This is a genomic window from Winogradskyella helgolandensis (assembly GCF_013404085.1).
GTDB classification, from domain to species: domain Bacteria; phylum Bacteroidota; class Bacteroidia; order Flavobacteriales; family Flavobacteriaceae; genus Winogradskyella; species Winogradskyella helgolandensis.
This window is the reverse complement of record NZ_JABFHO010000001.1, coordinates 3,654,598-3,679,604: the sequence shown is the minus strand read 5'-3', so window position 1 is coordinate 3,679,604 and position 25,007 is coordinate 3,654,598. Positions and strand designations below refer to the sequence as shown.

Genomic DNA, 25,007 nt, shown 5'->3' with positions numbered 1-25,007 from the left:
TTAGATTATAGCTCATGTTTTGTTTTAAAAAAAATAAGCAGCCCATGTGGCTGCTTTTTTTATACATTTTATGCAAGTGTTTTTGCTAGAAATAAAAATCTATATTTATATTGTTACGTTGTATAGGTATTGTTTAATACTTTTATACCTATATTTTGATGCTATTTAGTAATTCTATCTAAAAAGATAGTCTATTTGCGCTGTATTTTTAAATAGTATAACGTCGAAAACAATATTTGCATTGTAGTTGTAATATGATATTAAATTTAATAAATATAAAAACATTAAAGAATATTAGCAGTCATCCGCTAATAAAGTTTTGTGTAATTACAATTCTATACCTTCTGTTGTCAAAACATTTGTATGCGCAACAAAGTGATCTTGTTTTAAAGGCAGAAGAGCTCGTTTATTCTAATCCGGTTGAAGCTATAAAAATAGCAGACCACATCTTAAATATTAGTCAAAAACCTAATGAAAATGCAACTGCTAACTTGCTATTGGCTAAAAGTTATATGGCCAAAGGGGATTATGATAATGCTATTGTTTATGCCTTTGATGAGGTCAACCAATTAGAAGAAGTAGATGTAAATACACGAATAGAAAATAATATTATTAAAGCTAGACTATTACGAAAACTATATTTAGATCCCCAATCTATAGAGTGTCTCAATAAAGCAAGAGCTTTAAATTCGGAAATTTTATTAGAAAAAGACCGTTTTGAATATCATATTTTTTTAGAACATATAAATATGCTTCTAGACAGGCTCAAGATTAATGAAGCCATAACGGAGCTAAAAGAGAAGGAAATTCAATTTAAAAGTTTTTTAGATAATAACGAAAATGAAAAAAGAACGTATTATTTATTAACTACAAAAGCATATAATAGTTTAAATCAGTACGATTCTGCTTTTGTATATATGGATAAAACATTTGAGTTATTAAATACGTCTCAAAATAATAACTTGTATGAAAAAGCCTTAACCTATAAGGAATCAGGACTGTTATATCTTCAGAATAAAGAATTTAAAAAAAGTAAAGAAACCTTATTTATTGCATTACAATTTGCTGAAATTTTAGATAATCAGTTTTTATTGGAGCAGATACACAGAGATTTAGCAATTAACTATTTGGCATCTAATCAGAATAATCAACATAACGTATATTATAAAAAGTTTTTAAATCTAAATAATTCAATAGAGGAAATAGAGCAACAATCTGTTAATACGTATTTCAATATTATTAGTAGACAAGAAGAAAGCCAACTAGAAAGTTACAAATCAAAATACAATCAGTACTTATTCATTTCATTTGCAGTTGCCATATTTATTATCATTATTGGGATTTTAATTCTTATAAAAAGCGAAAACATAAAAAAGCGTAAAAGAGAGATTATTAATTATTTAGAAGTAAGTCGGAATATTTTTACAAAAGTAAAACCGACACAAAATGTACAGAAACAGGTCAATAAACGTTTAGTAATACCCGAAGAAACCGAGCAAAATATTATATTAAAGCTTCAGCGTTTTGAAAAATCGTTAAAATACTTAAGTAAAGATATGTCGCTTGCATTATTAGCAGGTCAATTTGAAACCAACACCAAGTATCTTTCTGAAATTATTAATAAAAACTATAACGATAATTTTAACACCTTTATAAATAAACTCAGAGTAAACTATATAATTGAAAAATTAAAAAATGATACCAATTACATAAATTATAAAATTAGTTTTCTAGCCGATGAAAGTGGTTTCTCATCACATAGTAACTTTACTACTGTATTTAAGGGAATCGTGGGTATGTCTCCAGCGACATTCATAAATTTACTAAAAATAGAACGCGAGGAAATTTTAAATAATAAAGAAACTTAATGGGTTTGAAATTTAAATATTATTTGCTTCTTGGTGTGTTTGTTCTCATAACACCTTCTCTTTTTGCTATTCAATTACCAGAACAGCAAGGGGACAGTTTAGTAAAAGAAGCTACAAAAGCAGTTTATAAAGATCCTAACAGATCAATTGAATTAGCTTTGACGGTCTATGACAATAGCTCTTATTCTATACAAACGAGGACTAATGCGTTAATGGTCGTTTCTACAGCTTACACATCAAAAAGAGATTATCAAAAAGCTTTAGATTATATCATTAAAGCTAATGAGTTTTCTAGTCAAATTGATAATGAAAAACTGCAAATAGAAATGTTATTTAAAACAGGAATTCTATATCAGCAACTCAAAATTTATGACAAGGCCATAGAGTATATGGAGGAAGTTGAAAAAAGATGTTTAAATTATTCAGATAGAGATGTTGTTGGAGGAACCTTGGCATCTAGTTATCTAGTAAAAGGATTTGTATATAAGGACAATTTAAATTGTGATATTGCAATAGCGTTTTTTGAAAAAGGGTTAAAAGAGTACGAAAGACTTGGTAAACACCATCATAATAGAAGTATAGGATATTATAATAAAGGAAATTGCCAAATATTACTTTCGGAATATGCCAATGCAAAAGAGAGCTTTAATAAGTCAATTGAATTAGCAAATATTGAAAATGCTAGTAGCTTAGTTTCATTTGCGGAAAAAGGTATGGCAGAAGTACATACATTAGAAGGCAAGTATGAAGCCTCTGTGTTGCTCTTACAATCTGCTTTAGATAAATCTAAAAATGTAGGGGATTTAGTTTTAAACTTAGGGATATACAAAGGGCTATTTGAGAATTATTTAGCCTTAAACCGATGGGATGAATATCAAAAATACTACGAGCTATTTTTAAAGACACAATTAGAAATAAAAAAATCTGAACGCAACTCTCTAAGCGTATCAATTATTGAAAATTCTAAAAATTTAAATGAAGAATTAAATGATATTCAATCGCAATTTAGAAATAGAATTTACTTGTTAATTTTAATTGTATTAACCTTCATCATTGTCGTTGTTTTGATAGAAGTTAAAAACAAAAACGCAATTAAAGCACTACAACAAAAAATAGAAAGCACTCAAAGCATAAAACCTTCGATTAAAATTAAATAGCACAATATATTGTTTTAAAGTGTTGTAAATCATGTTTTTATGTATTTATTTTGACTATTAGATTTCGGGAAAAAATAAAGACTTAAGCTATATGTATTAATCATATTAATATATATTTAGCATTGAATTATTAATTCTGAAATTGATTTAACATGAGAAACAAATTACAAAAGTCAGTTGCAAGAGAATCCAGCTTTTCTTCGATTGCAATGTTTAAAAAAAGAAATTTCCGTTTTGCCTTTACATTTTTTTTATTAATTTCAGTAAAAGGATTTGCGCAATTAAATGAAACTTTTGATAGCGGTATTCCTGCAACATGGACACTCATTGGAAATGGAGTTGGTGCTGTTGATTGGAGTACAACTACCGATGGCTATTTAAGTACAAATGGCGTTTCAATAAATCCGAGTTCAGATAATATAGGTGATCAAAATACAGCTCAGTATTTTTTGATTACACCGCAAATTACTATTCCAGAAAATGGGGAAATTCAATTCTATACAAAACAGTCTAATGAAGCAGATAATGGAGCGCAATACGAAATTAGACTTTCTACGGCAGCACAACCCGATATAAATGGATTTAATATTCCTCTTCAATCATATACAGAATCTACCTTAAATATAGGTAGTCAAACATCTTATGAAAAAAAGGTCGTAGAGATACCGACTTCAATTCCGGCTGGATTAGAAATATATATAGCATTTGTAACTATAAACACTCAAAATGGAGCAACACCAACTGGTGATGAATGGTTTGTAGATGAGTTTTCTATCTTAGAAGGTTGTATAGAAGTCATAGATGATACTGTAACAATTGATGCCATAACGGTAGATACTGCAGAGGTTAGTTGGACGCATCCAACCGCAACTAATTTTGAAATTCAAATTCTTCCAACAGGAGGTGTTCCTGCAGATAGTGGTATTCCTGTAACAGGAACAAGTTACGCTTTAATGAACCTTGACCCTGAAACTGAATTTGATATTTATATCGCTGCTGTTTGTGATAACGATACACAGAGCGCTTTTACGGGACCATATACGTTTGAAACTCTAAAATATGGTCTGTCTTGTGACACTCCTATTAGTATTCCAAATATTTCATCAACGCCTTATATTTTTACAGACAATTTAGCTAATTGGGCAAATCCAGATGTAAGCTACACGACACAAGGTTCTAATTGTATATCGGGTGCTAGTTCAACAAATTATTTAAATGGAGATAAAGTGTTTTTTACATATACTCCGACACAAGATGAATTGATATCATTGACTCAAACTACTTTTGACGGAGGTGACCAATCAAATAACTGTTATAATGCGCTCAGTACCCTTCTCGTATATGATAGCTGTGCCTCTGTTGGTGTTAATTGTATTGCAGGTGTAAATACGACTAATGGTTTCGAACCAAAATCTATAGATAATTTATTTGTAGAAGCAGGTGAAACTTATGTTATTGTAGTCTCTACCTTATTTTCATCTGGAGCAGGTATGTGTTTTGAATTAGAAATTTCTGGAGGCACATGTGCACCACCAGCTGATTTTACTTACAACGGTTTAACAGAAAACAGTGTAGAGTTTTCTTGGGATAATATTGGTGGTTTTGCAGATACGTGGGAATACATTGTAGTTCCAACAGAATCTGGAGAGCCAACAGGTTCTGGTACAGCAACCAACACCAATATTGGGAATGTTATTAATACAGGATTGACAACTGCTACAACATACGATTTGTATGTGAGATCTATATGTGATGGCACACCTGGTGATTGGAGTAATCCAAGCACATTTACAACGCAGTGTACGTCGTTTAATCTTCCATATTTTACGGATTTTAATAATGCTACTGACGAAAATCCGGAGCCTTGTTGGACTACTATTGATGCTAATGGTGATGGTGTTACTTGGAATTTTATTGGTGGATGGGCTACCGTCCGAACTGAAAGCGCACGCTATGAAAATAACGATATGTACGTGTCTCCACGAATGAATTTTGACGGTACACCAAAACGTATACGCTATAAACATAGATCAACACAAGGAGCATCAACATATACCGTAAAATTATCTACAACAGGTGTTGGTGTAGATGATTTTACTACTGTAGTGTTACCAGCAACTACAATTAACAATACAAGTTTTCAAGAAATCATTGTGGATTTACCTGAAGACATTGTGGGCGAAGTTAATATTGCGTGGATTGTAGAACCTAATACAACCGAAACAGCATTAAGATTTACTATCGATGATGTAAATATTGAAGATAAACCCACTTGTCCAGATCCTTTAAACCCATTCGTACTTCAAATTACAGACGATTCTGCTTGGTTATTTTGGAACCCTGGTGATGAAGAAACAGAATGGGAAGTGGCAATTCAAGATTTAAATTCAGGTTTACCTACCGAACCAGGAATTATTACGTCTAGTAATTTTCCTTATATGGCAAATGATTTAGAGTCTGGTAATCGATATGAATTTTACGTAAGAGCTGTTTGTGCAGAAGATGACCAAAGTCAGTGGGTTGGGCCAATAGCATTTACAACCTTGTGTACGTCTTACGACACGCCGTTTTATGAAAGTTTTGATGATGAAGATTCAGATACTCAAAAATTCTGTTGGAAAATTACAGATGCCAATAATGATGGAACAGCATGGATGATTGATGATTATCATGCCGTTATGCAAACATCCATATTTACACCTCCAACGAGTTTTAATGACTATTTAATTTCACCAGCTATAAATTTAGATGGGACTCCAAAAGCCTTAAAATTTAATGTTAGAGCCGATTTTTCATTATTTTCTAGTGCAACACGTTTTGGTTTAGAGGTATTAATGTCTACGACTAACACAAGTCCAGGTAGTTTTTCAGTGATTTCACCTTTAGAAATCATATCTAATAGTACGTATGAAGAAAAAACGATAATTGTAGAAGGTACCGGAACGGTTTACTTTGCATTTAGAGTACCACCAGAATTTACAGGAATTTGGTCTATGCTAAGTATAGACGATGTGAGTATAACTGACGCTCCATCTTGTGTTAATCCATCTGATTTAGTTGTAAATACAACGACAGAAACTACAGCAGATTTATCGTGGTCTCTTGGGTATGATGAAACAGCTTGGAATATTGTTGTACAATCAGCAGGATCTGGTGTACCAACCGAAAATGGAACATCTGTTGAAACGACTAGTTATTTGGCAACCGATTTATTACCAGATACGGAATATGAATTTTATGTTATGTCTGATTGTGGTGATGGTACTAGCGATTGGATTGGGCCAATGCAGTTTAGAACATTATGTACGTCGTTTTCAAGTCCTTTTGTTGAAACCTTTAATACGGATTCTGACTCTGTTGACTGTTGGCAAGTAGTTAATAACAATCAAGATTATTACTATTGGCAATTAAATAGTTCGGTATTTCCTTACGAAGGAAATCAATCTGCAGCCGTTACTACAACTACAAATGGAAGCAGTGACGATTGGTTGATTTCTCCAACAATTACAATTACTGAAAATCAACGTTTACGATTCTATTATAGAGCAGCTAGTGTCTATTATATTGAAGATTTAGAAGTTTTATTGTCTACCAATGGAACAGGTTTGGATGAATTTACAACAGTTTTATATGATTCCGATGATGACCCTGTAATAATTAGTAATGAGGAATATAGAGTTAAAATAATAAACTTTCCAGAAGGTGTAAGTGGTGATATAAATATAGCATTTCATGTGCCGTATTTTCCACCTAGCCCTCAAGGATATCGTGGTTATGTATTAGCCATAGATAATGTGAATATTGAAGATGTTCCAGAATGTGCACAGCCTTCAAATGTAACATTAAACAACATTACAGATACAGAAGTGGAAGTAGGTTGGGATGTAAATGGTGATGAAACAGAATGGGAAATTTCAGTGCAACCATCAGGAACTCCGGCTCCTGTTGGAGATACGGATCCAGCTTATTTATATAATGCTTCAACAAATCCGTTTACAATTACAGGGTTAGAGGCTTCAACAATGTATGATATTTACATTAGAGCAGTTTGTGATGGAAATAATGGCGAGTGGACAGCACCAGAAATCGTGACCACAAAATGTAGCTTTGATAACTTGTGTCAATATACCTTTATACTAACTAGTGATTGGAGTATATCTGCATCATTAGATATCACTCAAAATAATCAAGTAACACAATCATTGCCATTTAATGGAGAAGATGCCGAAGAGTTTACGGTCTTTTTATGTTCAGGTGTTGAATTTTCAGTATTCTTTGGTACTTTAGGAAGTGCTCAATCACAATATGAAAATTACCAATTTGAAATTTTAAATAGCGAAGGAGTTTCAGTATACCTAAGTCCTTTAAATATTCCGCTAAGAAGAACCGTTTATGAAGGTACAGCAATTTGTGGTGTAATTTCTTGTCCACAACCTACTGATTTAGCGATTAGCGATACCAATGTAATGTCATGGACGCCAGGTGGCAGTGAAACAGAGTGGGAGGTTGCTATTCAGTCTATTGAAAATGGAACATTACCAGAATCAGGAACCATTGTTTCAACAAATTCGTATACACCAACCGCTGCAGATTTTAATGATCCTAATGCTGCGACTTATGAGTATTTTGTAAGAGCAGTTTGTAGTGCTGAAGGTGAAAGTTATTGGTCAGGTCCTTTTGATTTTGTAAGAAATGATGATGTGACAACAGCGATTACCCTACCTATAAATTCAGATGAATCTTGTGATCTTAAAGTCACAGAGGTCTCATTTGTTGATGCAACAGTATCATCTGAAACCATGAGTTGTGATGGAACAAATGGTGGTGATGTTTGGTTTGATTTTACGGCTGAATCACTAGTACATATTATTGAAGTCAATGGATTTACTGGAAACTTTTATGATACTAGTGGAGATATGCCTTATCCTGTCGTTACAATGACACTTTATAAAGACAATGGTGGCAGTCTGCAAGAAATAGCTTGTACTTATGATAAAGTTTTAGTGGCAATGTACGCTTCAGAGTTAGTTGTTGGTGAAAATTATAAATTGAGATTAACATTAAATAGTTCAGAGCCTAATGATCGTAGATTTCAAGTTTGTTTAAGAACGCCTTTAGATTTATGTAACGTAGAAACGGTTAATGGTGGTTTTGAAGAACCTGGTTTAGATTATCTAAGTGGTATTACTTCAATAGCTGCTATTGAGCCTATGCCAGGTTGGAGATCAAGTATAGATTGGCAAGCGATTTTTATATGGGAAGGATTAAATGCTCCTGGTTTTGAAGCTTATGAAGGCAGTCAATGTGTGCAATTACTATCAGATGAAAATGAACCTATAGATCCTGAAGATCCAAATGTTAGAGGGTACTATAGAGATTTTGATACATCAGAAATAACGTTATATGATTTTAGTTATGCACACCTTGCAAGAGCTGAGAATAGTACAGTACAATTATTAGCAGGTTCTCCAGGTGGACCTTACACGCTCATTAGTGAAAATTTAGCAGAAGTCCAAGCTTGGACACTTATCTCAGGTGAATATGAAGTTCCAGAAGGTCAGGATGTTACCCGATTTGTTTTTAGAGCTGTGGGTGATAATGTTATTGGAAATATATTAGATGCTGTTAGTTTTACGGCAAACAATACCATTATTACAGAACCATTTGTGGTAGACTGTGACAATGTTATTGCCAATGTAGAAGCCAATGGAGTAGGAACATGGATTCCAAGTGAAACTAATCCAGGGTCAGTTACAATAACAGACGCTGATAGTAGGTCAACGTCTATAACTAATTTTATACAACCAGGAGTTTACATTTTTACATGGCAAACCTCTTATTGTTCATACGATATAGAAATCACGTACAACGGCATTTCTGACACACCAGAAGTTACGAGTCCAGTTGAGTATTGTTTAAATGATACCGCAGCACAGCTGACAGCTACACCTTCAGATACATACAGTTTAATGTGGTTCACACAAGCAACCGGAGGTACAGGAAGTGCAACCCCACCAACACCAGATACCTCAGTGGTAAATACCACATCCTATTATGCTGCTTATGTCGATACAGAAGGTTGTGAAGGCCCACGTGCAGAAATCGAAGTGATTGTTAGTGATTCATTTACACCAGAACTCACATTTACTTACGAATATGTATGTGTGGTTTCAACGGTAAATCTAGCACCAAGTTTAAGTACAGGTTTTGCAACAGGCGGGACATTCACATCAGCAACTTTAACGGTAGATGCAACCACAGGTGCTTTAGATATGACATCAGCCACAGCAGGAGAACATGAAATTACATATACCTACGATGGAGATACAGAAACATGTACTTCTGCCGGAGCTTATACCGCAACACTAAATTTAATAGCTGCTACAACCCCTGTAACAACGTTTGACTATGGATCATCACCTTATTGTGAATTAGAAACATCAACGGTATTACCGAATGTTTCTTCAGGATTTACAATAGGTGGTGTATATAGTTCAACAACCTTAACGGTTGATGCCAATACAGGATCTATTGATTTATCTACAGCAACAGCAGGAAGTCATGAGGTGACTTACACTGTCGAAGCTGATGAGGCTAACTGTTCAGATGCAGGTTTAACAACCACGACAATAGAAATTACAGCAAGCACCACACCAGTAACCGATTTTAGTTATGCAGAAGATATCTACTGTGCTGATAGTAGCTCTATTTTGCCAGAACTTGTCGCCGGATTTGCCACAGGAGGCACATTTAGTGCAGAAAGTGGATTATCTATAAACGCAACAACAGGGGAAATCAACGTGGCCTCAAGTACATTAGGGAATTATAATGTGACTTATGAAATCGCAGAAGATGTTTCCAGCTGTATAGAGAATAGTACGAGCACATTTAACATCACCATTTTAGATGCGATCGAAGTTGGAGTCGAAGGAGAGTGTAATGATTCAGATTATATCCTTACAGCCTCACCCATAAATAATTCTTTTGAAACCAATGAAGCTACTTATACATGGATGGATGCCAACGGCAACGTTGTAGGTCAAAACTCAGAAGTATTTAATGTTTCGGATTATGCAAGTCAAAACCCAGAGGTCACCGTACCCTTACAATTTTCAGTAACCGTAGATTTTGGAGGTTGTTCTGTAACCACGAGCTACACGACCGAGCGACTATCCTGTCGTGATATCCCAAGAGGGATCTCACCAGATGGCAACGGTAAAAACGATACGTTCGATTTATCAGGCTATGGAGTTAAAGAACTTAACATCTTTAACCGTCACGGAGTCGAGGTTTATAACTTTAATGGTACGTACACTAACCAATGGTATGGACAAACTAACAACGGAGACGATTTACCAGATGGCACGTATTTCTATACCATTCATAAAGAGGATGGCAGTTCATTAACCGGTTGGGTATTTATCAACAGAGCACAATAATCATAAATGAAAACAGAGCACTATAAAATAGAGATGAAATATTCTTGTATAAACTTATAGTCATATTAAGAACTAATTATTTAAGGATATTCCATTTGTCAATTGAAAAAAAATAGATGTAACCAAATGAAAAAAGTATATTTTACAATCGCCTTTACACTTATGATCTTAGTGAGTGTCAGCGCACAGCAAGACCCTCAATATACACAGTATATGTATAATATGAATGTGGTAAATCCAGCTTATGCAGGTTCTAATGAAGCTTTGTCCATAGGTTTGCTGTACCGCTCACAATGGGTTGGTATCACAGATGCACCAAAAACAGCAACCCTTTCAGTGCACAGTCCTGTAGGAAAAAATGTAGGATTGGGATTATCGGTCATTTCAGATAAGATAGGACCCGTAGAAGAGAATAACGTGTACGCTGATTTCTCATACACCTTAAATTTAGGAGGAGAGCATAAATTAGCCTTTGGAATAAAAGGAGGAGCAACATTCCAAAATATCGGTTTGTTTAGTGATATCGGTAATGGCTATGTACCAGATGCAGGTGATGAAGCCTTTAGCGAAAACACGAGCAATACCTATTTAAACATTGGAGCAGGAGCCTTTTATTATACAGACAATTACTATGTGTCTTTATCTGTGCCAAACATGTTAAAGAGTACCTATTTAGATGTGACTAATAATGGTCAGCAATATGAATACGGATCAGAAGTCTTACATTATTTTTTATCCGCAGGTTATGTTTTTGACCTATCAGCCAATACAAAATTTAAACCGTCGTTCTTAGTGAAATCAGCATTTGAAGCACCTACCTCTTTAGATTTATCGGCAAATTTTTTGTTTCATGATAAATTTGAAGTTGGAGCCACGTATCGTTTAGATGACTCTGTCGGAGCGATGGCTAATTTTGCCGTTACACCAGAAATTAGAATCGGCTACGCTTATGATTACACGACCTCAGATTTAAATATAAAGTCTTCAGGTTCCCATGAGATTATGTTATTATTCGACCTTAATTTCTCTAAAAAAGTATCCATTTCACCTAGATTCTTCTAACAAAATAAACGTTTTAAAATGAAAAAAACATATAGTCTTTTATGCCTTTTATTCATCGTAACATTAGGCTACGGACAAAGCAAAGCAACAGAAAAAGCTGATAAACTTTACCAAGGGTATCAATACGTAGATGCTATTGATGCGTATTTAGAACTTGTGGACGATAATACCGCAGATCCATACGTTTATAAGCAATTAGCAGACAGTTATTATAACTTGTTTAATATTAAAGAAGCTTCAACATGGTATAAAAAAGCCTTAGAAACGACACAAGATCCAGAAACCTATTTTCGATATGCTCAAGTATTAAAGTCGGAAGGGAATTATGACCAGGCGAATGCACAAATGGATGAATTTGCAAAATTGGCACCCAATGATCAACGCGCCAAAGCGCATTTAGAAAACCCCAATTACATTCCAAAATTAGCAGATATCTCAAAAACCTTTAATGTAGAAAGCATAAACATTAATGATGAAGCACAAAGTGATTTTGGAGCAGTATTATCAAATGACAATATCTTATACTTTGCTAGTACAAGAAACACCTCAGGACGAGATGATGCTTGGACCAATCAACCGTATTTAGATATTTACCAATCAACCCGAAGTGAAAACGGGGATTTGTCAGACCCAGTAGCCGTAGAAGAATTAAATACCATGTATCACGATGGACCATTAACCATCAGTGCCGATGGTAAAACGATGTACTTCTCCAGAGATGGTCACAGTGATGGAACGTTTAAAAAGATAAAAAGTAAACGTGTAAAAGTAGCACAGCAAGGAATTTACAAAGCCACTATGGTAGAAGGAAAATGGGGAAATATTGAACCCTTACCAATAAACAGTACAGAGTACACGGTAAGTCATCCAAGTATTAGCCATGATGGTAAAACCTTATATTTTGCATCCAATATGCCAAATGGTTTAGGAGATTCAGATATTTGGAAAATAAGTATAGAAGGTAATACCTATGGAGCCCCAGAAAATTTGGGATCTAAAGTAAACACCTCAGGCAAGGAAGGCTTTCCATACATAAGTGAAGATAACATCTTATACTTTGCATCAAGCGGACGCCAAGGGTTTGGAGGTTTAGACATTTTTAAATTCGATTTAAATACCAAAGAAGAATCCGTAAACCTGGGAAACGCAGTAAACACTAATCGAGACGATTTTGCTTTTAGTGTGAATAATTCTCTAAAAGTCGGCTATTTTTCATCAAATAAATCAGGTGTAGATAATATTTATATGGCGATTCCTATTTGTCAGTTTGAAGCTATTGCAATGGTAAAAGATGCAGATACCAACACGGTAATCTCAGACGCCAAAGTTTCTATATTAGATGCTCAAATGAATATCATAGCATCACAACCAAGCAACAGTAAGGGAGACACAAGCTTCAATGTAAGTTGTGATAACAGTTATACGATAACCGTTTCTAAAGACGGTTATGAGACAGCATCCTTTGAAGTAGAGGCTTCAGAAGGGGAGAATGTCACTGTTAATGCAGATTTACAACCAATAAATGAGATGATTACAGAAACCGAAGTTAAATTAAATAACATTTACTTCGAGTTTAACAAGAGTAACATCACTAACCAAGGAGCTTTAGAGTTAGATAAATTGGTAGCAATTATGAAAGACCATTCAGAGATGAAGATTTTAGTGCGCTCACATACAGATTCAAAAGGAAGTTCAGATTACAATTTGAAACTCTCAGAAAGACGTGCACAATCTACTATGCAGTATGTGATTTCAAAAGGAATACATGCAGAACGTTTATCAGCCAAAGGCATGGGAGCAACGGAGCCTAAAATAGATTGTAAATCTAACTGTACTGAAGACGACGATGCACAAAATAGACGCTCTGAGTTTTTGATTGTTAAGGATTAAATAGAACTAATTACCTATTTTAGGCTTTGAATCTAAGCCTAGAATTTTAATAGCAAAATTCAATTAACAGTCAGGCAATATGAATTATTAGCTTGGCTGTTAACTATTTTAGGTAGGGAATTATTAGATAGAATTGTTTTACTATTGTCAGCTCAATTTTTATTTTTACAAATCATAAACAGTTCCGAATTAAGTTAAAAAAGTATTTTCAATATAGTCAAATTTCACACAGTAAGTAAACTACTGACTATTAGAATTTATGATAAAAAATTCAAATGAATAGGTATTTATTTTTAATAGTTTTTAGTATATTTTTCTTTCAGGTTAACGCCCAAGAACCAAATGATTGTATAAATGCTATTACGGTGTGTGGTAATGGTAACTTTTCTTCGAATGCAACAGGATATGGTAATGATTATGAAATTACGTCATGTGGAGGTAATGAACATAATTCACTTTGGTTAGAGGTTAATATTGTACAATCCGGAACTTTAGGTTTTGATTTAATTCCAACCGATCCTGATATTATGGTGGATTATGATTTTTGGGTGTTTGGTCCCAACAGTGTTTGTTCTAATCTTCAGAATCCAATTCGTTGCTCTACAACCAATCCTAATGCCGCAGGTCTTGCTAATAATCATACAGGAATTAACGGAAGTACAACACTAACACAAACAGGACCAGGACCAAATGGTAATGGTTATGTATATTGGTTAAATGTAAATGCAGGAGAATCCTATTATATTGTTGTTGATAGACCAGAAGGAGATGGTGGTTTTCAAATAGAATGGACAGGTACAGCTATGGACGGAACTGGAGCATTTCCGACACCGCCAGAACCTAATGAAATTGATGATCAAATAGCGTGTAGTAATAGTGTTATTGGAGGAGTTCCTACTGGTGTTTTTCCATTAATTAGCTTAAGCAGTAGTATAAGTAATGATTTAGCAAATGAAACGGTTGAGTATTATGCCAATTTAGCCGATGCTACAGATGGTGTCAATCCTTTGCCTATCATTTATTCTAATACCTCTAATCCTCAAACGATATATGCTAAAGTAATATCAGGATCAGATTGTTATTCTTTAATAGATTTTGATTTAATAGTTTCTGAAATTCCTGAAGCCACATTATCAGCTTCGAGTAATGCATTATGTGAAGGTGAAGACGTCACATTTACAATTTCAGGCTCACCAAATACGACTGTTTTTTACAATATTGACGGAGGAACGTCAGAACAGATTTTATTAGATGCATCAGGTATAGGAACTATAATTGAATCACCTTCGGATGATTTTGTTTTAACTTTAGAAGATGCACAAATCTTAAATGATTCAGGAGTGTTAATCTGCTCCAATATTTTGTCGGACTCAGAATCTATTACGGTATCTTCAAATACAACACCAACAATAGTTAATAATACTCCTATTTGTGAAGGTGAAGATGGAGAGTTAGAGTTTTCTGGTGATCCTAATGCAACAATTACGTACACAATTGATGGTGGAGCAAATCAAACATTCGATTTGGATGCTTCAGGTAATTATACATTAACATTACCAAGTCTAACTGCAGATACGGAGGTAGAAATCATATCAGTAACAAATCCATTACCTCCAAATTGTGTACTTGCACTGAATATTACAGAAACAATTGTAGTTAATCCATCACCAACAGTTATAGCTCCAAGTCCTTTATTAATTTGTAACGATGGAGTAAACCCTAATTCAGCGGAATTTAATTTAGAATTAGAAAGTGCAGCGATTTCTAATAACGACCCTAATGTAAGTGTAACGTATTATGAAACTCAAGTTTTAGCAGAAGCTGGAAACCCATTAACCGCATTGGTTTCTCCTTATGATAGCACGTCTGCAAATCAAACGGTTTATGTGCGCGTTGAAACGGACTTAGGCTGTGTAGATTATACAACACTTAGTCTAGAAGTGGTTGGTGCACCTATTGCGAATACAGTGGCTCCATTGCAAAGTTGTGATGCCAATAGTCAAGGTTTTGGAACTTTCGATTTAACCCAAGCCGAAGCCGATATTATTGTCGGAAATACACAACCCGTTGAAGTGTCATATTATATATCAGAAGCAGAAGCGGAAGCGGGTACTCCAGAAATTGAAGATCCAACAGTATTTCAAAATACATCTGCATATAACCAAACGATTCATGTTCGTGTTGATACTGATGGAACAGACTGTTATAATATTTCAAGTTTAAACTTAGAAGTGTTTGATACACCAATGATGAATACATTACCACCTTTTGAAATGTGTGACGATGCTTTAAATGATGGATTTACACAATTCGATTTAGAGTCTCAAACACCGTTACTTTTAGGTGGCACTACAGATGTTACGGTAACTTATCATATATCGCAATCCGATGCTGAAGATAGATTGAATGCGATTTCCGGATTATATACAAATACGAGCAGTACACAAACCATTTATATTCGTGCCGAAAATAATTTTAATACAGATTGTTTTGAAATTACGACGCTTACCTTAATTGTTAATCCTTTGCCAGTAGCAATAGCACCAACTCCTTTACAAGTTTGTGACGATGGCACACCAGATGGTTTAACTCAGATTAATTTAAGTTTAAAGACTGCAGAAATCACAGGAGGTAACCCTAATTATTCGGTAAATTATTATGAGACGTTAACTGAAGCAGAATCGGAAACCAATAGTTTACCAACGTTATACACCAATACCAGTAACGGACAAATTATTATAGTTCGCGTTGAAAATATAGATACAGGTTGTTACGATTTTACGACGTTAGAATTAGTCGTAGAACAAGCTCCTGTAGCAAACAGCCCTACTGCTTTAGACTATTGTGATCCAGATAGTGATGGTTATGGACTTTTTGATTTAACCACTAAAGACGATGAGATTACAGGAGGAGATGCGACCTTAACAGTGAGTTACCATGAAACCATGGCAGATGCTGATATTAATGTCAACCCAATAGTAGGTCTTTACTCAAATATTGTACAAAATGCGCAAACGGTTTATGCTCGCGTAGAAAGTTCAACAATTGCAACAGATTGTGATTCTATTGTAACACTACAACTTTTTGTTAATCCAACTCCACAATTGGGAGCGACCTCACCTGAACCCTTAGAGATTTGTGATGATAGTTCTGCAGATGGCTTTGGACAGTTCGATTTAACAAGTAAAACGGCAGAGATTCTTCAGAATTTAGCAGACCCAACTTTGTATACCGTAACATTTTATTTGAATGAAACGGATGCCGAAGATGGATTAAACTCAATAACAAATACAACAAACTATACCAATAGTGATGATTTTAATCAAGTGCTTTGGATTCGAGTGGAAGATAATGCCTCAGGTTGCTATAAGTTAACAACTCTAGAATTGATTGTTAATGCCATACCCGTTTTGGTGCAAGCAGCTCCATTGGTGCTTTGTGATGATAATAATCCTGGAGATGAGATTGAAGCATTTATACTAGAAGATGCGGCAGACGATATATTAAACGGACAATCTGGTATTGGTTTAACATTCTTTGAAACTCAAGGAGATGCAGACAACAACACTAATCCAATTTTTAGTCCGTATTTAAATACGTCGAATCCACAGACTGTATTTGTAAAAGCGACCAATAACGCAACAGGATGTACAAATACGGTGACATTAACGTTACGAGTTAACCCAATTCCTTCACCAGCTGCACCTGCCGATCTAGAAGTCTGCGATGATGATACCGATGGATTTACAAATTTTAATTTAGAAGAACGCACCATTGATATCATAGGAGGTGAGCTTGATGTTGCGATAACCTATCATGAAACTCTAGAAGACGCCAATACTGGTATCAATGCGTTTGGAAGTCCATACACGAATATTGTGATGAACCAGCAAACAATTTATATCAGAGCCACCAATACGGTTACGGGTTGTTACGATATTTCAAGAACATTAACGCTTCGTGTTTTGGAAACACCACAAGTACCAGTGACATTAACAGAGTATGTGACTTGTGATTCTAATGCCGATGGTTTTACGCAATTCGATTTAACTAATAAAGATTTAGAAATACTAGGAGGTCAGACGGATGTCAGTTTAACCTATCATGTTAATGAAGCAGATGCGTTATCTGGAAATAATCCAATATCCACACCAGGTAGTTTTACAAATTCTAGCAATCCACAGACCATTTTTGTGCGTTTAGAGAATGATAATAATGTTTGTTTTGATATCGGTTCATTCGAAATTAGTGTAGCACTTCCACCAGAAGCAATTCAGCCATCACCATTAGAATTATGTGATGATGAAATAGCCGATGAAGTTACTGTTTTTGACCTAACCGTTAAAAATGATGAGATAACAGGAGGTGAAGCAAGTTGGTCTGTTGACTACTACGAAACATTAGCAGGTGCTGTAAATCAATTAGACCCTGTAAATGCCGAAGCTTATACTAATGTATCCATTGCAGGTGCCATAGCCAATCCACAAACCTTATTTGCAGTTGTAACCGACACAGATACAGGTTGTACAGATATGGTAACCTTAACGATTCGTGTTATGCCTAATCCAACACCAACACCAAGTGATCAATTACCAAACTTAGAATTGTGTGACGATTTCAATACAGGTGATGGAGTAGAAGTATTTGATTTAACTGAAAATGAAATTCTAATTCTCAATGGAGAAGCTGGAGTTGCTGCACGCTACTATGAGAGTTTAGACGATGCTGAATCGGGAACTAACGCTATACCAGACCCAACACAATACACTAATATCGATACCTCAGAACAAGAAATTTATGTTAGAGTAACCAATGATGTTACAGACTGTTATACCATAGTAGATTTTACAATTAAAGTGCATCCATTGCCAGAAGTGGTCGCCGTAACGGACTTTATTCAATGTGAATTATTCACTGATGGCTTTGATAATTTTGATCTCACGACTAAAGACGAAGAAGTTTTAAATGGTCAAGATGCATCACAATTTGTAGTGAGTTATCACGATAATTTAACAGATGCCGAAGCCGGAATGAATGGTTTGGTAAGTTTATATACCAATAGTAGTAATCCACAACAAATTTTTGTGACGATTACAAATACGGTTACAGGGTGTTCTATTAGTACACAAAGTTTTAATATTGAAGTTCAAGAAGCCGCACAAGCGAATCCAAATATGGATCCTATTGTTTTTGAAACTTGTGATGATAACATGGAAACGGACGACGATCCAACTAATGACAGTGCCCAATTTGATTTAACGACTAGAGATGCTGAAGTTTTAGATGGGCAAGATCCACTAAATTACATAGTAACATATTTTGCGACACAAGAAGAGGCAGATTTAAATGTAAATTCTTTGCCAACATTGTATGAAAATAGTACTAATCCACAAGTGATTTACGCGAGAGTCGATAATAATACACCTGATGGTACAGGCAATGATACATCGATCTGTTATGAAGTTGCCGCATTGACATTACAAGTAAATCCATTACCAAAGTTTGACTTAGAAGACACCTATACACTCTGTTTGAATACCAATGGAACGGAAATACTAGAACCTTTAGTAATAGAAACAGGTTTATCTACAGTAGATTATAGTTTTATATGGACTTTTGAAGGTACATTTTTAAGTGAAACAGGATCTAGTTTGGCTCCGATAGAAGGTGGTACTTATGCTGTATTTATAACGAACTTGATTACAGGTTGTGAAAATGATGATTCGACAGTAGTTATAGAAAGTGAACCACCAAGCTTAACAGTTTCACTAATGACACAAGCCTTTGCTGATAATCATGTTTTGGAAGCTGTCGCTACTGGATTTGGTATTTATGAATACAGTTTAGATGGAGGACCTTGGCAAGATGAAGGTATATTTGCTAATGTGTCTACAGGAGAACATGAAATCACAGCAAGGGACAAAAACGGTTGTGGAATCACCACTGAATCAATTTTTGTTATCGATTATCCATTGTATTTTACACCAAATGGAGATGGCAATAATGACACGTGGAATATAGAAGGTATTGGAAGTAATGCTATTATTTACATATTTAACCGTTACGGCAAGTTATTAAAGCAACTAAGTCCAGATGGAGAAGGTTGGAACGGAACATTTAACGGTAATGCGCTGCCAACAAGTGATTATTGGTTTTCAGTAGAGTACGATGAGCCCAGTAGTGGTATACGTAAAGAATTTAGAGCGAATTTTACGTTGAAACGATAGTTTTAATTTAAAAGTAATTTATATGAAAAGCTGAATGTCTTTAAGGGATATTCAGCTTTTTTATTTTAAAAGAGGAGTTGTTGTTTCAACACATTAATCCAAAGATATATTATGTATTTTTGAAAAAAATAAGAATAAATGTCCATCATAGAACAATTGAAATGGAGGTACGCAACCAAAAAATTTGATGCTACTAAAACACTTTCAAAGGAAAAGTTAGATACGCTAAAGGAAGCTTTCAATTTAACGGCGTTGTCATATGGTTTACAAACTTTAAAGTTAGTCATTGTTGAAGATAAAATAGCACGAGAACGGTTAGTTGAAGTTGCTTATGGCCAACGTCAAGTTGTAGACGCTTCTCATTTATTGGTCTTATGTATTCAAACCGAAATTAACAGTAAGGATGTTAATAATCATTTTGAAACGATAAAAGCGATACGCAATACACCAGATGCTATTCTTGAACCTTTTAAAGAACAAATGAAATCTACAATTGAAGGTATGCAAACCGACAAAAGGGTAGGTTGGGCAACACAGCAAGCTTATATTGCTTTAGGTAATTTAATGACGGTTTGTGCAGTTGAAGGTATCGATAGTTGTCCGATGGAAGGTTTTATACCTAAAGCATTAGATAAAAAATTAGAATTGGAAAAACACGGTTTAAGTTCTGTTTTATTGCTTCCAGTTGGATATAGAGCTGATGACGATATGTTTGCCGATTTTAAAAAAGTAAGACAACCTATTTCAAAAACCGTTATAGAATTATAATAGTTTTTACTGTAAGAAATATGTAAAATGATATCTTTGTTTTTCGACTGAAAAAACATAATAAAAATCAAAATTCACTATGCCAGGATTCGAGTTATTTAGCGATTTAGAACGCAAAGAAGTTAATGATGTTTTAGATAACGGAGTATTAATGCGCTATGGTTTTGATGGCATGCGAAAAGGTCATTGGAAAGCTAAAGAATTGGAAGCCGAATTGGCAACCACGTTTCAATCTAAGCACGTTCAACTCGTTTCTAGCGGAACAGCGGCAGTGTCCGTAGCCTTAGCCTCTGCAGGAGTTGGGGCAGGAGATGAAGTGATTATGCCAACGTTTACCTTTGTAGCAAGTTTTGAGGCTATTATTATGTTGGGAGCTATTCCTATTTTGGTTGATATCGATGATACCTTAACATTAGATCCTAAAGCTGTTGAAGCTGCAATTACTCCAAAAACAAAAGCCGTTATGGTCGTTCAAATGTGCGGAAGTATGGGTAATATGGATGCTTTGCAAGACATTTGTAATGCGCATAATTTATTGTTTATAGAAGATGCTTGTCAAGCTATAGGAGGCACATACAAAGGAAAACCGTTAGGAAGCATTGCAGATCTTGGATGTTTTTCTTTCGATTTTGTAAAGACGATTACCTGTGGTGAAGGTGGAGCAGTAGTTACAAATAATAAAGAGTACTATATAAATGCCGATCATTATAGCGATCATGGTCACGATCATGTTGGTAATGATAGAGGTGCAGAAACGCATCCGTTTTTAGGTTATAATTTTAGAATTTCAGAATTACATGCGGCTGTTGGCTTAGCACAAGTTAGACGTCTACCAGAGTTTATAGCCATTCAAAAACGTAATTATACCATTTTAAGAAATGCATTAGCAGATATACCAGGTGTAACATTTAGAACTGTTCCTGATGGAGGAGAAGAAAGTTATGCATTCTTGAACTTCTTTTTACCAGATGCTGAATCTTCACAAAAAGTGATTGAAGCTTTTAAAGTAAATGGTGTCGATGCGTGTTGGAATTACTATCACAACAATTGGCACTATATTAAAGAATGGAATCATTTAAAAGATCAAAAATCTCTATTTCCAATTTCAACAGAAGTAAAAAAAGGTTTAGAATATCTTCAAACAAAAACCTTTGAACAATCAGATCATTATATTTCTCGTAATATATCGTGTTTAATAAAATTGTCTTGGACGGAAGATGAAGTTAAAGATCGTGCTGAGAAAATGGCAAATGCAATAAAGTCTATTTTATATTAAATGTAACTTATTTTGTTACATAATTTCTAGAGTTAACTCGTTCATATTTATAATATTGTATATATTTAATTTGTTAAATTGTCAATGCTATGAATTTAAGACAGATTGTATTTATCTTATTGATGCCATGGTATTGTGTTGGGCAGAGTGAAAAGGAAATAGATGCTTTAAAAAAACTCATCCGCACTTCCAAAACGTTTTCTGAAGAAGGCCAAATCGATAGTAGTTATCATTATGCTAAAATCAGTTATGATTTAGCCAAACAACTCAAAGCAGATTCATTACAAGTAGAAATTGTAGGCACCTTAAGTTATTACGAACCTGATTTAGAAAAAGCATTGGTGTATTTATCAGAATCTGAACCTATTGCTATTAAGAACAAACAGTGGAAGTTTTTAAAAAATCTATATTATGTAAGAGGCAGCCTGTTTTATAATAGAACTAAAGATGAACGTGCTCTAGTTCATTTTCTAAAATTAGACTCACTTTTAGAAAAGAGAAATGATGACATCTTTTTAGCAGCTATGAATAAAGTGAATATTATCAATATCTTATATGATTCACGAACTGCAAATGATACTAGTTTTTTCGCTCAGATGAATAAAAATATCAAAGACGGTCTGCAATTAGTAAATGAAGGTTTAAATATTAGTAAGGACAGTCTTAAATTTTATAATGCTTATTACCTTAATGTTCCAGCTGCTATTCTGTACGAAAAAATGGCCTATATGCATGTTCAAAGAAAAGAACCTGAAAAAGCTATTGCTAATTATCAGAAAGCACTTTTAAATACAGGATATGTCGATTCTAAATTTACGGATAATCAACTTAGAAAATCTTTAATCTATAATGGATTAGCAAATCTATATGATAGAGAAAATAAAAAAGATTCGGCCTTACATTATTATAAGAAGGAGTTAGTAGCTATTTATAAAACCACAGATACCTTAATGCAAGCCATATCTAATTATAAAATTGCAGAGTTTTATAATAATAACAATAACCCCAGAACAGCATTAGCTCACCTCAATACCTCTCAAGCGTTGATGGAGAATGCTTATTTTGTACGTGAAGAACATAACCATAAGATTCAAGAAATTCTAGCTAGTGTTTATTCTAATCTCGGAGACTACCAAAAAGCTTTTGAAGCTTCAGAAAAGGCTAGACATTACCTAATTCAAATTCAGACTGCGTTTAATAAAGAAAATGTGTCTGAGCTCGAAACTAAATACCAGACGGAAAAGAAGGAGCAAGAAATAGCCTTGTTAAAATCGCAAAAAGAGATTGAAGAACAACACAATAAGAACCAAAAAAATCTGCTTTTGGGAGGTATAAGTATTCTTTCTCTTGCTGGATTGTTTCTGTTTTTTCTCTATCGAAATCGTCAAAAAACAAATACAAAATTAAAAGAGTTAGATGTTTTAAAATCAAACTTCTTTGCTAATATTTCGCATGAGTTTCGGACACCATTAACCTTAATATCTAGTCCTATTAATGATGTTTTAGCAGACGATTCTATTTCAGACAAAAAACGTCAACAATTTACAATTGCCAAACAAAATTCTGAACGTCTTTTAGAACTCGTTAATCAGTTGCTCGACTTGTCTAAAATTGATGCAGGTCATTTAAAATTACAGCTACAGAAGGGGAATGTACTTCAGTTAATTTCTGCATTAAGTGATTCTTTTTCCTATCATGCCAAGCAAAAACACATTATCTATGTGATAAATATAGAGCAAGATGAAGAAACTGTATGGTTCGATAAAGATGCTATTGAAAAGATTACAGTCAATCTATTATCAAATGCAATAAAATACACAGGCGAGGGAGGAACAGTTACTTGTAAGGCCTATGTAGATAACAAGAATCTGTGTATAGAGGTTAAAAACACAGGCAAAGGTCTGACAGCTCACGAATTAAAAAACATCTTCGAGCGATTTTACCAAACGAATGAGCAAAATCAAGGCTCAGGAATTGGTCTAGCATTAGTTAGAGAGCTGGTTGAATTGCATAAAGGAACCATAGAAGTTTCAAGCATACCTAACGAGGAGACTTTATTTAAGTTGAGTCTATGCATTGATAAAAACAACTTTAAAAAAGAATCTATCGTAGCTGAAGCTTCAACCGATAAAGTTCAGCCAGAAATACCATTATTTACGAGTTCTACAATCGAAGATGAAGAAAAATTCACAAGTGGTAATTTACCAATCTTATTGATTGTTGAAGACAATGATGACTTACGGAACCTGCTAAAACAAATTTTTGAAGAACAGTATAATGTCATAGTTGCGTCTAATGGCAAAATAGGAGTTGATTTGGCATTAGAGCACATTCCCGATTTGATTATTTCGGATATTATGATGCCAGAAAAGGATGGCATCACTTTAACCAAAGAATTAAAAAATGACGAACGTTCTGCGCACATTCCAATTATACTGCTCACAGCAAAAGCAGAAGTTGAAAGTCAGTTTGAAGGGGTTGAAACTGGTGCAGACGATTATACAATCAAGCCTTTCAATAAAAAACTATTGGTTCTTAAAGTTGAAAAATTAATTGAATCTAGGCGACAACTACAATTACGTTACAGTCAAGAATTGGTCTTATTACCTAAAGATATTGCGGTGACTAATTTAGATGAAAAATTTCTTAAAAAAGTGGAGACCATTTTAGAGAAAAACCTCATAGATCCTTCTTTTAATGTCACCGAATTTTCAGAGGCTATTGGTATGAGCCGTATGCAATTACACAGAAAGCTAAAAGCGTTAACGGGACTTACGGCATCAGAATTTATCCGTTCTCAACGGCTTAAGCTGGCAGCAAAAATATTAAAGTCCTCTGATATTAATATGTCAGAAGTGGGTTATTCCGTAGGTTTTAATGATCACTCCTATTTCACCAAATGTTTTAAAGACGCTTATAATTGCACACCAACTGAATTTTCAAACCATGGTTAATTTTAACGTCACTTTAAGCGATTTGAAGTACTAGGTTTACATTTCATATAAATATTGTTGCCATCTTCACTTTTTTGATTCGGTTCTTGGCTCTAAATGTCTCGTATTGCACATGTTGAAGCAAGCGGTCTTGACGGGTTTATCCAATTAATCCTAAATAAAGTCACTTTAATAGCTCTTATATCTCTTGCTATAGCTAGCATGTTACAATAATCATAACAATTGTTACATAAGTAATATCCTTCTCACAACTTACATTCTACATTTACTACATACTTCTTCCCTGCAGTAGTAATATCGTTCTAATGGTTAAAAAAAAAAACAGCATTAAAGGTGAAATAGATCACTTCCCTGAGTATCAAATTT

Annotated in this window: 9 protein-coding genes; all 9 read left to right on the top strand. The window is 34.4% G+C overall.

Translation table 11 applies throughout. The annotated features are described in order from the left end of the window. Positions 1-347: 347 nt before the first annotated feature. A complete protein-coding gene (locus HM992_RS15530; RefSeq protein ID WP_179320316.1) occupies positions 348-1,868 on the top strand; it encodes a helix-turn-helix domain-containing protein in 1,521 nt (506 codons plus the stop codon). Further along, positions 1,868-3,025, top strand: a complete 1,158-nt coding sequence (locus HM992_RS15525) for a tetratricopeptide repeat protein (RefSeq protein ID WP_179320315.1) — start codon at positions 1,868-1,870, stop codon at positions 3,023-3,025. The genes HM992_RS15530 and HM992_RS15525 overlap by 1 nt, the downstream gene beginning before the upstream one ends. Before the next feature lie 152 nt (positions 3,026-3,177). Then, the gene (locus HM992_RS15520) at positions 3,178-10,464 is read left to right on the top strand and encodes a choice-of-anchor J domain-containing protein (protein ID WP_179320314.1); all 7,287 of its coding nucleotides are present in this window, start codon (positions 3,178-3,180) and stop codon (positions 10,462-10,464) included. Positions 10,465-10,590: 126 nt separating this feature from the next. Continuing rightward, positions 10,591-11,526: a PorP/SprF family type IX secretion system membrane protein gene (locus tag HM992_RS15515; protein WP_178984201.1), complete on the top strand. Its 936-nt coding sequence runs from the start codon at positions 10,591-10,593 to the stop codon at positions 11,524-11,526. Positions 11,527-11,544: 18 nt separating this feature from the next. Further along, the gene (locus tag HM992_RS15510) at positions 11,545-13,416 is read left to right on the top strand and encodes an OmpA family protein (RefSeq protein ID WP_179320313.1); all 1,872 of its coding nucleotides are present in this window, start codon (positions 11,545-11,547) and stop codon (positions 13,414-13,416) included. 275 nt (positions 13,417-13,691) lie between these two features. Next, a complete protein-coding gene (locus HM992_RS15505) occupies positions 13,692-19,643 on the top strand; it encodes a T9SS type B sorting domain-containing protein (RefSeq protein ID WP_179320312.1) in 5,952 nt (1,983 codons plus the stop codon). Between the two features lie 138 nt (positions 19,644-19,781). Next, the gene (locus HM992_RS15500) at positions 19,782-20,411 is read left to right on the top strand and encodes an NAD(P)H-dependent oxidoreductase (RefSeq protein ID WP_179320311.1); all 630 of its coding nucleotides are present in this window, start codon (positions 19,782-19,784) and stop codon (positions 20,409-20,411) included. Between the two features lie 79 nt (positions 20,412-20,490). Further along, positions 20,491-21,687 carry a DegT/DnrJ/EryC1/StrS family aminotransferase gene (locus HM992_RS15495; protein WP_179320310.1) on the top strand — a complete coding sequence of 399 codons (1,197 nt, stop codon included), beginning with the start codon at positions 20,491-20,493 and terminating at the stop codon, positions 21,685-21,687. Positions 21,688-21,776: 89 nt separating this feature from the next. Then, positions 21,777-24,641 carry a response regulator gene (locus HM992_RS15490; RefSeq protein WP_179320309.1) on the top strand — a complete coding sequence of 955 codons (2,865 nt, stop codon included), beginning with the start codon at positions 21,777-21,779 and terminating at the stop codon, positions 24,639-24,641. Positions 24,642-25,007: the final 366 nt, after the last annotated feature.